Here is a 12,806-nt window from a genome sequence, read left to right as displayed (position 1 = left end):
GTAGGTCCACCCGTGCGCGCAGCCGCGCATCCCCGCGAGCGTGACGCGGGTCAGCGCCGCTCGTACCGCCCGCCCGGTGTCAGCGCGTCGCCGAGCAGCTCCGGGACGGTGACGAACGTGTAGCCCTGCGCGAGCAGCACGTCGACTATGCCGGGCACCGCGTCGACCGTCGAGACCAGCGGGTCGTGCATGAGGACGATGGAACCGGGGGTGATCCCCGCCAGCGCGTGCGCAGCGGTCGCCGTCGCGTCGCCGTGGTCCCAGTCGCGCGTGTCGACGTCCCACAGGATCGCCGCGTCGCCGCGTGCGCCGACGAGCCGCAGCAGCTGGTCGTCGATCGCGCCGAACGGCGGGCGGAACAGGTGCGTCGTGACGCCCGTCGCCGCGTGGATCGCCGCAGCGGTGCGGTCGAGCTGCTCGCCGACCTCGTCGGCCGACAGCGTCGTGAGGTCCGGGTGGGTCCACGAGTGGTTGCCGAGCGCGTGCCCCGCCTCGTGCGTCGCACGCACCGTCGCGGGGTCCGCGGCCACGTGCTCGCCCCACAGGAAGAACGTCGCGCGGACCGACCGCGCGGCCAGCTCGTCGAGCAGGCGCCGCGTGTGCGGCCCCGGCCCGTCGTCGAACGTGAGCGCGACGACGCGCTCGTCCGGGACCTGCGTGTCCGTCGCGTCCTCGTGCACCCGAGGACGCTACCGCCGACGCCCTCGCCGGGCGCCGAGCGGCACGCGCAGGTCACGGACGGCTCAGGCGAGCGCCCGCGCCTTGAGCGTCGCGAACTCGTCGGGCGAGATCGCCCCGGCGTCCAGCAGTGCCTTGGCGTCGGCGATCTCGGCGGCCGGCGACCTGCCCGTGCCGGCCGTCGCGCGGATGTACTCGTCCGTGGCCTGCTTCGTCTCGACGGCGTCCTTCATCTGCCGCTGAGCCATGCCGCGGCCGCGCGCGACGATGTAGATGAACGCCACCAGGAACGGCAGGAAGATCAGGCCGATCACCCACAGCGCCTTCGCCCAGCCGCCGAGCTCCGGGTCACGGAAGAGGTCCGCGACGATCTGGAACAGCAGGATGAGGTACGCGAAGAAGCAGAACCACCACACCATCAGCCAGAACCAGTCCCAGAAGTCCATGGTCGTCTCCTCATCCGGTGCACACGCGTTGACGTCCCCACTGTCGGGATGCCGCACCGCGCGTCCATCACCCGCCGCGGGTAGTCGCCGCGAGTAGTCGCCGCAGCGGTGTGGTGTCACGATGCACGGATGAGCGCCTCGACCAGCACGGTCGAACCCGCACGGCTGCACCGCCGCCGTGCGTCGCACCTCTACGGCCTCATCATCAGCGGGTCCGTGCTGGCCGCCGCACCCGTGGAGTTCGGGCTGGGACGCGTGGCGGCTGCCGTCGTGCTCACGCTCACCGTCTACTGGGTCGCGGAGTCGTACGCGCACTGGATCGCGGCGCGCACGGTGCACGGGCGTGACCTCACGCGCGACGAGCGGCGCACGGTGCTCGCCGACGGGCTCCCGCTCGTCGCGTCCTGCCTCGTTCCCGTGGGTGTGCTGGTCGTCGAGGCGTTGCTCGGCATGCAGACCGCGACCGGCGTCGACATCGCGTTGGCCGTCAACGTCGTGCTCCTCGTGGGCGTGGGCTGGCGGATGGGTCTGGCGGGCGGCCTGCGCGGCGTGCGGCTCCTGATGTCGGCGGTCGTGACCGGGATGCTCGGGGCCGTGATGATCGCGCTCAAGCACGGCCTGCACTGACGCAGCCACCGCGGCGCGCACCGACCGGCGCACCGACCTGCGCACGCACCGGCTCGCTCACCCGTCGCGGGTGAGGACCCCGCAGGGGCGTGCTGTGAGCGTGGGACCCGGACGTACCGGGAGGAACCATGACCGTGGCACCCGAGACCCGCACGACCCTCCAGGCGTACGCGGCCGACCCGGCGCAGGTGTGCGCGGCGTTCGACGTCGACCCGGCCGTCGGCCTGACCTCCGCCCAGGTGCTCGAGCGACGCGAGCGGTACGGCCGCAACGCGCTCGCCGAGGAGCGCAAGGAACCCGCCTGGCAGGCGTTCCTGCGGCAGTACAAGGACCTCATGCAGCTGGTCCTCGTGGGCGCGGCCGTGGTCAGCATCATCGCGCTCGGCGACATCACGACCGGCGTCGTCGTGCTCGCGCTCACCGTCTTCAACGCGCTCATGGGCCTGCACCAGGAGGGCAAGGCGGCGCAGAGCGTCGCCGCGCTGCGTCAGATGCTCATCATGAACGCCAAGGTGCGCCGCGACGGACAGCAGCAGATCGTGCCCGCCGAGGAGCTCGTGCCGGGCGACGTGGTCGGCTTCGAAGCGGGCGACAAGGTGCCCGCCGACGGGCGCCTGCTCGTCACCGCGGCGCTCGAGATCGAGGAGTCGGGGCTGACCGGCGAGAGCGCGCCCGTGGCGAAGGGCACCGCCGCAGTGCCGGGCGACGACGTGCCGCTCGGCGACCGTCTCGACATGGCCTACATGAACTCGCAGGTCACGCGCGGTCGCGGCGAGATGGTCGTGACGGCGACCGGGATGACCACCGAGGTCGGGCGGATCTCGGGGATGCTCAGCGGGGTCGAGCAGGACAAGACGCCGCTGACCAAGCAGCTCGACCGCATCACGGTGATCATCACCGTCATGGCGGCGATCGCGCTGGTGGCGATCGTGCTGCTCGGGCTTGCGCGCGGGCAGGACTTCGACAGCCTCTTCGTCGTCGGCATCAGCCTCGCGATCGCGGCGATCCCCACCGGGCTGCCGGCGGTCGTGACGATGCTGCTCTCGCTGGGCACGCGGCAGCTCGCCGAGAAGGGGGCGATCGTCAAGCGCCTGAAGTCGGTCGAGACGCTCGGCTCGACGTCGGCGATCTGCTCGGACAAGACCGGGACGCTCACGCTCAACCAGATGACCGCGCGCACGCTCGTCGCCGCCGGCCACCGGCTGTCCGTCGAGGGCGAGGGGTACTCGACGACGGGCCGGATCCTCACGGTCGCCGGGACGGGCGCCCTCCCGCTCGAGCCGTTCGCGCTGCCGATGGCGCTCGCGTCCGACGCGGTGATCCGCGACGGCGCGTGCGTGGGCGACCCGACCGAGGGCGCGCTCGTCGTCCTGGCCGCCAAGGCCGGGCTGGACGTCGAGGGGACGCGCCGCACCTACGCGCGCGTCGCGGAGGTGCCGTTCGACGCGGAGTACAAGCTCATGGCGACGTTCCACGAGATCGGTGACGTGGTGCGCTGCTACGTCAAGGGCGCGCCGGACGTCCTGCTCGCCCGTTCGACCAGTGTCCGTGGCGCGCAGGGGGCGGCGCGGACGTGGGACGAGGTCCGCGCAGCCGTGCTCGCGGAGAACGACGCGATCGCCGCCGAGGGCATGCGCGTGCTCGCCGTCGCGCAGCGCGACCTGCCCGCGGGGTCGGTGACCGCCGCGAGTCCTGACGAGCTGCTCGCGCTCGTCGACGGGCTCGAGCTCCTGGCGCTCGTCGGGATCGTCGACCCGCCGCGCAAGGAGGCGCGCGACGCGATCGCCGAGTGCCACGACGCGGGCATCCGCGTGCGCATGATCACCGGCGACCACGCGACGACCGCCGCGGCCATCGCGCACCAGCTCGGGATCGAGGGGCGCGCGCTCACGGGCGCGCAGTTCGCGGCGATGTCCGACGCCGAGCTCGACGCGCAGGTCGACGAGATCGGGGTCGTCGCGCGCGTCGCCCCCGAGGACAAGGTGCGCCTGGTCGACGTCCTCAAGCGCCGCGGCGAGATCGTGGCGATGACCGGCGACGGAGTCAACGACGCGCCCGCGCTCACGCGCGCCGACATCGGCGTCGCCATGGGGATCACCGGCACGGAGGTCACCAAGGACGCGGCCGAGATGATCCTCACCGACGACAACTTCGCGACGATCGTCGCGGCCGTCGAGGGCGGTCGCGGGCTCTACGACAACCTCATGAAGTACATCCGGTTCCAGATGGTCGTCCTGACCGGCTTCATCCTCACGTTCGTGGGTGCGGGCATCTTCACGATCGCCGACGGCACGCCGCTCACGCCGCTGCAGATCCTGTGGATCAACTTCGCGATCGACGTCGTCCTGGCCATCGGGCTCGGGTTCGACGCACCCACCGAGGGGCTCATGCGCCGCAGGCCACGCTCGCCCGAGACGCCGGTGATCGGGCGTGCCCTCGGTGCGCGCCTCGCGACCGCTGGGCTGCTCATCGCGATCGGGACGCTTGTCGTCGTCGCGTACGGCGAGGACCGGTACGGGCTGACGATCGCCACGACGATGGGCCTGACGACGATGTCGCTCCTGCACGTCGTCGCCGCGATGCAGTGGCGGGATCCGCTGGCCAGCGTGTTCTCGCACGACACGCTCACGAACGGGCGCTTCGTCGTCCTCATGCTCGTGGTCATCGCCCTGACGTTCCTCGTCACGACGATCGACGGGCTGCAGCGGATCTTCGGCACGGTCGAGCTCGACGGCCCGCAGTGGCGCGCGTGCCTGCTCGCGACGCTGGCGTTCCTGGTGCTCGCCGAGCTCGGCAAGCTCGTGCTGCGCAGCGTCGTGCGGCGGCGCGGCGGCGCTGCACCGTCCGGCGAGACGGCCCTCGCGTGACCGGTCCGGCCGCCCCGGCGGGCGCGAGCGAGGACACCGGCCGGCTCGAAGGACCCCGGCGCCGGCTCGCGCTCCTGCTCGCGATGGCGATGTTCGTCCTCGTCGTCGACACGTCGATCATGAACGTGTCGATCTCGGCGGTGGTGCGCGACATCGGCACGACGGTCAGCGGCGTGCAGACGGCGATCGCGCTCGAGGCCCTCGTCTCGGCGGCGTTCATCCTCATCGGCAGCAAGATCGGCGACCTGTTCGGCCGCAAGCGCGCGTACCTGCTGGGCCTCGGCGGCTACCTCGTGGGTGCGGTCGCGATGACCCTCGCGACCGGGCTGACGCTGATCGTGGTGTGCTGGGCGGTCATCGGCGGGCTCGGCGCGGCGCTCCTGCTGCCCTCCATGCAGTCCCTCATCCACGGCAACTTCCCGGGCGCGGCGCGCAAGCGCGTGTACGCGCTCGTCGGTGCCGCGGCCTCGATCGCTGCGGCGGTCGGACCGCTGCTCGGCGGGTTCATCACGACGTACCTGTCGTGGCGGGTCGCGTTCGGCCTCGAGGCCGTCGTCATCCTCGTCGTCCTGTCCGGTGCAGGGCTGGTGCAGGACGCGCCCTACCAGGGCGACCGGGCCGTCGACCCGCTCGGTGCCGTGCTGTCCGTGATCGGCATGGGCGGCATCGTGCTCGGCGTGCTCGTCTGGCAGGAGGGCGGCGAGTCGGTGGCCGCGCTGATCGTGCTCGGGCTCGGCGCGCTGCTCGGGCTGGCCCGCTGGCTCGTCGTGCGCCACCGTCGGGGCCGTCCGACCCTGATCGACCCGGACCTGTTCCGTGCGCCGCTGTTCCGGCTCGGCGTGACGGGGCAGATGCTGCAGCAGATCGCCCTCGGCGGGGCCATGATCGCGCTGCCGATCTTCCTGCAGATGGTGCTCGGCTACGACGCGATGCTCGCGGGCCTGTCGATCGCGCCGCTGTCGCTGTGCATGTTCGCCACCGCGCTGCTCGCCGGTCGGCGTGCGGGCCAGCGGCGCCCCGCGGTGGTCATCCTCGCGGGGTTCGCGCTGCTCACGGTCGGCGTCGCCGCGCTCCTACCCGTGGTCCCGCGCGCGACCTCCGGCTGGTGGCTCGCCCTCCCGCTCGCGGTCGCCGGGTGCGGGCTCGGCCTGCTCGTCTCGCAGCTCAACAACTACACGCTGTCCCCCGTGAGCCAGGAGCGCGTGAGCGAGGCCGCCGGGGTCAACTCGGCCACCGGCTCGTTCGGGCTGTCCCTGGGACTGGCGCTCACGGGAGCGGTCATGCTCGCCTCGCTCGCGGTCGGCTTCACCGCCCGCACCGACGCGAGCGACGTGCTCCCGCCCGACGACAAGGCCCAGATCGCGCGTGCGCTCGAGGACGACGCGCAGGTCATGAGCGACGCACAGCTCCAGGAGCTGCTCGCCGACGAGCCGCCCGACGTGGCCGCCGAGGTGCAGCGGATCAACACCGAGGTCCGTCCGCTCGCGCTGCAGGTCGCGCTGCTCGTGCCGTTGGTCTCCGGCGTCGCGGGTGCGCTCGTCGCGCTCCGCATGCGCCGCCGGCCGGACCCCCAGCCCAACGACGCGGCCGAGTCCGTGCTCGGCGGCTGACCCGGCGGACGCCGGCCCGCGCCGCCTTCCGCGCGCCCGCGAGGCCGGGTCAGGGCAGCAGCCCCAGCTCCCGCGCCCGCCGCACCGCCTCGCGGCGGCTGTCCACGCCCAGCTTGCGGAACAGCGCCTTGAGGTGCGCCTTGACGGTGTTGACCGAGACGTAGAAGTCGGCCGCGATCTCGGAGTTGGTCTGCATGGTCGGCAGCGCGCCGAGGATCGCGAGCTCACGGCTCGTCAGCGGGTCGACCAGCGGCTCCGGCTCGTGCGGCGCGGCCTCGCCGTGCACGACGGTGCGCCACCGCTCGGCGAGGTCGCCCTCATGGCGGCTCAGCCGGGTCGCGGCGCGAGCGGCGAGCGCGGGCGTCGGCAGGAGCAGGAAGGGCCGGACGAGCACGTCCGGCGCGGCCGTCTCGATCGCCCGGTCGAGTGCGGTGTCACACCGCACGTGGTCGCCGCCGCGCTCGTACGCGGCCGCGACGACCAGCCACGCCTCGGTCTCGGACAGCGCGTCACCGTCAGAGCCCGCCCACTCGCGGGCGTCGTTCGCGAGGCGCACCGCGGCGCGCACCTCCCCGCGTGCGACCTGCACGCGGGCGTCGCCGAGCAGGGTGAGCGCGCAGGAGACACCCGCCGGCGCCGGCCCTGAGGGAGCCTCACCGACCAGACGCGCGGTCTCCGTCTGTGCCCGCCATGCGAGGTCCGCGAGCACGGGCGAGAGCCCGGCACCGCTCTCCGTGGCGGCCCGCACCGCCGTCCGGGCCGCCCGGCTCCGGCCGCGCTGCACCGCCACGAGCGCCTGCATGAGGTGGATCGTCGCCTCGGTCGGCGGCTCCCTGCCCCCGAGGTCGCTCGCGAGCGCGATCGCGAGCATGTGGTCGGCCTCGTCGGCCTCACCGCGCAGCAGCGCCGCCCACGCCACCGCCGTGTACGCGCACCGGCACTGCAGGTACGTCGCCCACCCGAGCTCACGTGCGTCGCAGATGACCCGCCGCGCGCGCTGCGCGGCCACGTCGACCTGGCCACCCAGCGCCTCCGCGAGCGCGAGGTACGACCGCGCGTTCAGCAGCGGCAGCAGCGGACGCGCCTCGGCCGACGCGCGGACGAGCGCCTCGAGCCCCTCCCGCGCCTCGAGCGGCCGTCCGCTCCAGAACAGGCCCACCGCGTGAGCGTTCGCCGCGAGCGCGCGGTAGGCGGGCCACGCGTCGGTCGGGAGCGGTGCCGCGTCCAGCACGACGAGCGCGGCGGCCGACGCGCTCGTCGTCGTCACCGCGTCCCCGGTCCCGCGGGCCGCGCTCGCCGCGAGGATCTCCGTCAGCGCGGCGACCTGGGGGTCCGGGTCGTGGGCCGCGGCCAGCTCCCGCGCCCGGCCCACGTGCGCCGTCGCGGCCTCGAACCGCCCGGTGACGACCGCCAGCGCGGCCGCGCACAGCTCGAGACGGGCATCCGGTGCGAGCTCGGCGAACGGCACCCTGCCCACGAGCTCGAGCAGAGGCTCCCGCTCGGCGGCGACCAGGCCCGGCGCCGCGCTGTCGACGAACACCTCGCCGAACAAGGTCCAGTCCTCGATCACCGCCGCGTGCTCGAGCGCACGCTGGGACTCTCCGTGGCCGACGAGCCACGCCGCGGCTCGGCGGTGCGCGAGCCGCCAGTCAGCCGGCTCCGTGGTGCGCAGCCGCCCGACGAGCACCTCGCGCAGCAGCGGGTGGTAGCGGAACCAGGTGCCGTCGGGCCCGAGCGCGGTCACGAACGTGCTGTGCGGCACGAACGTCTCCCACTGCGCGCGCGCGGCACCGCCCGGCAGGATCGCGTCGACGAGGTCGGCGCACGTCGACCGGGTCACGCTCGTCATGAGCAGGACCCGCTGCACGTCCGGCTCGAGCTGCGACAGGACCTCCTCGACGAGGTACTCGGAGGCGTCCTGGTCCGGACGCGTCGCCCTGCCGACGCCGCCCGACGAGCGCAGCTGCAGCCGGACGCCGACCGCCCACCCGTCGGTGCCCTCGAGCACCCGCGCCACGTCGTCGCTCGAGAGCGTCTGCCCGCGCTGCGCCCCGAGCGCCGCGACGGCCTGCGCGTCGAACGCGAGGTCCTGGGCGACGACCTCCCCGAGCTCGTTCTCGACCCGCAGCCGGTGCACCCGCAGGAGCGGGTCGACGCGCGTGACGACGACCAGCCGCAACGGCGACGGGTAGCGCAGGAGGTCGTCGACCGCCTCGACCAGCGCGGGGCGGGTCACGTGGTGGAAGTCGTCGAGCACGAGCACCACGGGCTCCGGGAGGTCCTCAAGCGCCCGGAACAGGCGTGACCGGAACTCGGGCGACGCACCCGGCGGCACCCGCAACGCATGCAACGGGTGGTCGTCGGGCACCGCGTCGCAGGACCGGAGCGCCTCGAGGACGTCGCTCCAGAAGGCGCCCGGCGCGTCGTCGTGCGGGTCGAGCGACAGCCACACCACCCGCCTGTCCGTGGCCGAAGCCCACTGCGCGACCGCGACCGTCTTGCCCCAGCCGGGGCCGGCCGTGACGATCGTGAGGCGTCGCTCGACCACGCGCTCGAGCAGCGCCTCGATCGCCGGGCGCCGCACGACGCCCGCCTGGCGTGGCACCGTGCGGCGCGCGCGGGCCAACGCGGGCGCTCCCGGTGCTCCCCGGCGGACCGCCCCCGCGGTCGCCGACACCTTCCCGGCCATGTTCGCAGCCTAGGGGTCATCCACCCCTTTCGGGTGATTTGTCGAAGCGCGCGGGTCGCCACAGTGGGACGCGCGGGAGGTGGCACCGTGCGGTCCAGGATCATCGAGCTCACGATCGAGGGGCCCGTCAAGCACGCCCAGCTGGACGCGCTCGAGGAGTCCGGTGTGCGGCGCGCCGCCGCGCACACGGTTCTCGTGGCGGAGATCCGGGACACCGCGGCCCTGTTCGGGGTGCTGCAGCGCCTCGGCTCGCTGGGCCTGGACGTGCGGGGCCTGCGCACGCTCGACACGCACGACCCGCCCGAGGTGGAGATCGTCATCCGGGGCGCCCTGGGCCCGCTCATGGAACGGATGCTCGGCGCCGAACGGACCGCGACCCGTGCGAGCTCGCACACCTACCTGCTCGAGGACGCCGAGCTCGCCGACCTGCTCGCGCGGGTCGAGTCCGCGGTGCGCGCAGCGGACCACACCACACCCGACGCGTGGCTCCCGCTCACGCGCACCGACGGCACCGGGACCGCCCCGGTGCGTGAGGAGGAAGAGATGGATGTCGACCTGCAGGAGATGGGGCCCGTCGACTACCTCGTCGTCGAGTTCCCCCAGGACCGGCTCGACGGGACGGCGTTCCCGCTGCTCGTCGACCTCGTCGAGCGCGGCATCATCCGCGTGCTCGACCTCGCGTTCGTCCGCAAGGGCCATGACGGCGTCGTGTCCGGCGTGGAGATCACCGACCTGGACGTGACGGGCGACTTCGACCTGACCATCTTCGAGGGCGCTTCGTCGTCGCTCGTCGGGCAGGACGACCTCGACGAGGTCGGCGTGGCGCTCACCCCCGGCTCCGCGGCCGGCGTGCTCGTCTACGAGAACGCCTGGGCGGCCCCGTTCGCCACCGCGCTGCGCAAGGGCGGCGCCCAGGTCGTCGCCGGCGGGCGCATCCCGATCCCCGCGATCCTCGCGGCTCTCGACGCCGTCGAGACCGCATGAGCCACCCGACGTCCACCGCGACGTCACGACGTACGGCACCACGAACCACCAGGAGGACGACGTGCCAGGACTGATCCGCGGGGTCGCCCGCACAGCAGTGGTCGCAGGGACGGCCAGCGCGGTCTCGGGCCGCGTCCAGCGCCGCCAGCAGGGCCGTTGGGCCGCGCAGGACGCCGCGGCGCAGCAGCCCAGCTACGCAGCGCCCCAGCCCGCGTACGCGGAGCCGCAACCCGCCTACGCCGCACCGCAGACCGTGTACGCGGTCCCCGTGGAGGCGGCGGCACCGTCGATGGACGACAAGATCTCCCAGCTCAAGGAGCTCGCCTCGTTGCGCGACGCGGGCGTGCTGACGCCCGAGGAGTTCGACGCCCAGAAGGCCCGCCTCCTCGGCTGACGACGAGCACGCGGGCGAGCCCTCACGCCGCAGGCCGCCCCTGACGACCACGCCGACCGTCGGGGGCGGCCCTTCCGTGCGCGGCGTCAGCCACCGCCGGGGGCGGCCGTTCCCCGTGCGGGGTCAGCCACCGCCGGCGAGCTTGCCGGCCGCGGCTCTCCGCGCGCTCCCCTGGCCCGCCCCGTCACCGGTGCGGGCCGTGCGTCGTCGGGCGGAGGGCAAGGGATTCGAACCCTTGAGGACGAGAGGTCCCGCCCTAACGGTTTTCAAGACCGTCGCTTTCGGCCGCTCAGCCAGCCCTCCTCGCCGGCCTGAACCGGCGGCGACGAGTCTCCCACAGCCCCCACCCTCCCGACCCATCCGAGCCCTCGGCCGCACCATCGAGCGAGGTCGATGCGGGTATGGATGCAGAACAGGGGCGCCACACCACGACCAAAGCTGCAGTCATCCCTGCATCGACGGGATGGCCGCACCGGGGACGGGGCCGCGCCTGGTGGCGACGGCGCGCGCAGCAGCGGGCGCGGCAGCCGGCGGGGCGGGCGTGGCGGCGGGGTGGGTGGGGGTCAGGAGGGGAGGTTGCCGGCGGTGATCGCGGTGGCGAAGGTGGCGTGGTCGCGTTCGACCTGGTCGGCGTACGTCGCAGCGAACCGCGCGAACGCCTCGTCGGCCCGGGACGACGAACCCAGGTACGCCGCGATCGCGACGCGCTCCCCCGAACGCGCGTGCGCGCGAGCCAGCGTCCACGCGCACGCGCGCCCGTACGGCACGAGCGCCTCGGGGCGGATGCGCTCGACGTCGACCGCGCCCTTCCAGTCGCGCAGCTGGCGCACGTAGTACGCACGCGGCACGCCGTCGAGGCCCACCCTGTCCTGCCAGCCGAGGAACACGTCGCTCGCCGCCTGCATGAGGCGCTGCCCCTCGACCACGCGCCGGCCGGGGTGCGCGTACGGACCGGGCGGGAGGTGCGCCTCGAGCACGGACGCGCGCGCCTCCTTCGCCTGCAGCACCAGGACGTCGTCCGACGAGGCCCCGACGAGGAGCAGCACCCACGCGCGCGTCCCGACGCTCCCGACCCCGACGACCTTGCGCGCCACGTCCACGACGCGGTATTGCGCCGCGAGGTGGCGCCGGTCGGCGGGCAGGCTCTCCCGCCACTGCTCGACGAGCTGCTCCATGCCCGCGCGGAACGTGACGACCTCGTCGGGGGTCAGGTAGCTGCTCGCCGGTACCAGCAGAGGCGGGTCCGCGACGAACCTGCGCTCACCGTCGGGGGCGAGCGTCGTCAGCCGCGCCGCCGCCTGCCGGTGGTCGCGTGACGTCGCGCGGCTCGTCAGGCGTTGCCAGCCGCGACGAGCGGTCGGGTCCAGACCCAGGCGGCGTCCGAGGCCGGCGTCCGCGGCGTCCAGGCTCGCGTACCAGACGTCGACCGCGCGGGCCCGCGCGAACGAGCGGATCGCCTCGCGGTACTCGCGGGCGGTGCGTCGGCACGCGCGCCGCCGCGCGTCCTGGCCCAGCCCCAGGGCCCGCGCAGCCACCTCGATGCTCGCCACCAGCCGCTTCACGTCCCAGTCGAACGGGCCCGGGTGCGTCTCGTCGAAGTCGTTGAGGTCGAAGACCAGACGGCGTTCGGGGGTGCCGAACACGCCGAAGTTGCTCAGGTGCGCGTCACCGCACAGCTGGGCGAGCAGGCCGGTGTGCAGGCTCCCCGAGAGGTCCGCCGCCATGAGGCCCGCCGTGCCGCGGTAGAACGCGAGCGGTGACGCGGCCATGCGCGCATGGCGCAGCGGGATGAGGTCCGGCAGCCGGTCGACCTCCTGCGCGAGCACCTCCGCGACCGGGTCCCGGCCCGGGCGGTCGGTCGCGACCGCGGCCAGGCCCCCGCGGGGCAGTGCCGCGCGCGCCGCGCGTCCCCGCTCCGCGCCGGCCGTGACCGGTTCGACGACTCCCGACGTCGGGGTGCTCACACCGCCACCGTAGAGGCACGCCCGCGGTCAGGACAGCCAGGGCGTCGAGTCGTCCTCCCACCAGCGGTCCGGGCGGCCCGGCGCCACGACCTCGAGGCCGTAGAGCACGGCGACGCGCGCGAGCCGCGCGTCGTACGTCGCGACCGCCGTCACGTCCGGCTGCGCGAGAGCGGTCCCCAGGTGCACGGCGACGAAGGGCGGCAGGACGCCCGCCACGTCGGTCGCGCGGTTGACCGCCTGGTCGGAGATGCGCACGACCTCGATCTCCAGGAGCACGCGCTGCGCGATCTCCCGCGCCTCGGCGTCGTGCATGCGCGCGGTGCCGCGCAGCTCGCTCACGCCCAGCTGCGTCGTCAGAAGGTTCGGCCCGTTCTTCCGCGCCCACATCAGCCACGGCGCGCGGTTCGGTGCCCCCGGCAGGTACCGCGACAGCGCCGAGCCGTCCGCGTACACGCGCGGTCGTCCGACGGTTCGCTGGGGCACGATCCCATGATCGCCCACGCGCCGCGCTCGGCGCCGTGCCTTGCCCGCACGTCCCACGAACGCC

Annotated in this window: 10 protein-coding genes and 1 tRNA gene; 5 read left to right on the top strand and 6 right to left on the bottom strand. The window is 74.1% G+C overall.

The features are described from left to right. Positions 1-50: 50 nt before the first annotated feature. Both CWIS_RS07720 and CWIS_RS07715 read right to left on the bottom strand, forming a co-directional pair. The gene (locus CWIS_RS07720; RefSeq protein WP_053071615.1) at positions 51-680 is read right to left on the bottom strand and encodes a polysaccharide deacetylase family protein; all 630 of its coding nucleotides are present in this window, start codon (positions 678-680) and stop codon (positions 51-53) included. 63 nt (positions 681-743) lie between these two features. Next, positions 744-1,124, bottom strand: coding sequence for an SHOCT domain-containing protein (locus CWIS_RS07715; protein WP_048342686.1), 381 nt, complete (start codon positions 1,122-1,124; stop codon positions 744-746). Positions 1,125-1,253: 129 nt separating this feature from the next. Here CWIS_RS07715 and CWIS_RS07710 point away from each other — a divergent pair, with 129 nt between their 5' ends. The 3 genes from CWIS_RS07710 to CWIS_RS07700 all read left to right on the top strand — a co-directional run bounded on the left by CWIS_RS07710 (position 1,254) and on the right by CWIS_RS07700 (position 6,228). Beyond that, on the top strand, positions 1,254-1,751 hold the full coding sequence (locus CWIS_RS07710; RefSeq protein ID WP_048342685.1) for a hypothetical protein: 498 nt from the start codon (positions 1,254-1,256) through the stop codon (positions 1,749-1,751). Positions 1,752-1,879: 128 nt separating this feature from the next. Beyond that, positions 1,880-4,618 (top strand): HAD-IC family P-type ATPase, encoded by a 2,739-nt coding sequence (locus tag CWIS_RS07705; protein WP_048342684.1) that lies wholly within the window; start codon positions 1,880-1,882, stop codon positions 4,616-4,618. A gap of 83 nt (positions 4,619-4,701) precedes the next feature. Continuing rightward, positions 4,702-6,228 (top strand): MFS transporter, encoded by a 1,527-nt coding sequence (locus CWIS_RS07700; RefSeq protein WP_082156307.1) that lies wholly within the window; start codon positions 4,702-4,704, stop codon positions 6,226-6,228. 49 nt (positions 6,229-6,277) lie between these two features. Here CWIS_RS07700 and CWIS_RS07695 read toward each other — a convergent pair whose 3' ends face one another. Continuing rightward, positions 6,278-8,917: a LuxR C-terminal-related transcriptional regulator gene (locus CWIS_RS07695; protein ID WP_048342682.1), complete on the bottom strand. Its 2,640-nt coding sequence runs from the start codon at positions 8,915-8,917 to the stop codon at positions 6,278-6,280. Between the two features lie 87 nt (positions 8,918-9,004). On the opposite strand from CWIS_RS07695, the gene CWIS_RS19310 reads away from it, so the two are divergent. Both CWIS_RS19310 and CWIS_RS07685 read left to right on the top strand, forming a co-directional pair. After that, positions 9,005-9,901: a DUF6325 family protein gene (locus CWIS_RS19310; RefSeq protein ID WP_229747300.1), complete on the top strand. Its 897-nt coding sequence runs from the start codon at positions 9,005-9,007 to the stop codon at positions 9,899-9,901. A 61-nt stretch (positions 9,902-9,962) separates the two neighbouring features. Then, positions 9,963-10,295, top strand: a complete 333-nt coding sequence (locus CWIS_RS07685; protein ID WP_048342681.1) for an SHOCT domain-containing protein — start codon at positions 9,963-9,965, stop codon at positions 10,293-10,295. Between the two features lie 212 nt (positions 10,296-10,507). Here the strand turns inward: CWIS_RS07685 and CWIS_RS07680 are convergent. The 3 genes from CWIS_RS07680 to CWIS_RS07670 all read right to left on the bottom strand — a co-directional run bounded on the left by CWIS_RS07680 (position 10,508) and on the right by CWIS_RS07670 (position 12,742). Continuing rightward, a tRNA-Ser gene (locus tag CWIS_RS07680) sits at positions 10,508-10,598 on the bottom strand. Positions 10,599-10,858: 260 nt separating this feature from the next. After that, on the bottom strand, positions 10,859-12,259 hold the full coding sequence (locus CWIS_RS07675; RefSeq protein ID WP_048342680.1) for a DUF2252 domain-containing protein: 1,401 nt from the start codon (positions 12,257-12,259) through the stop codon (positions 10,859-10,861). A 27-nt stretch (positions 12,260-12,286) separates the two neighbouring features. Next, positions 12,287-12,742, bottom strand: coding sequence for a PIN domain-containing protein (locus tag CWIS_RS07670; protein WP_231583729.1), 456 nt, complete (start codon positions 12,740-12,742; stop codon positions 12,287-12,289). Positions 12,743-12,806: the final 64 nt, after the last annotated feature.

The sequence above is a fragment of the Cellulomonas sp. A375-1 genome (genome assembly GCF_001040865.1).
GTDB lineage: Bacteria > Actinomycetota > Actinomycetes > Actinomycetales > Cellulomonadaceae > Cellulomonas > Cellulomonas gelida.
Note: the sequence above shows the minus strand (reverse complement) of the source record. Positions and strands in the feature narration are given on the sequence as shown.

What these genes read in the sequence shown, in the direction of transcription:
- CWIS_RS07715 (WP_048342686.1), bottom strand. Translation starts at nt 1,124, where the DNA reads ATGGACTTCTGGGACTGGTTCTGGCTGATGGTGTGGTGGTTCTGCTTC.
- CWIS_RS07710 (WP_048342685.1), top strand. Translation starts at nt 1,254, where the DNA reads ATGAGCGCCTCGACCAGCACGGTCGAACCCGCACGGCTGCACCGCCGC.
- CWIS_RS07705 (WP_048342684.1), top strand. Translation starts at nt 1,880, where the DNA reads ATGACCGTGGCACCCGAGACCCGCACGACCCTCCAGGCGTACGCGGCC.
- CWIS_RS07700 (WP_082156307.1), top strand. Translation starts at nt 4,702, where the DNA reads ATGGCGATGTTCGTCCTCGTCGTCGACACGTCGATCATGAACGTGTCG.
- CWIS_RS07695 (WP_048342682.1), bottom strand. Translation starts at nt 8,917, where the DNA reads ATGGCCGGGAAGGTGTCGGCGACCGCGGGGGCGGTCCGCCGGGGAGCA.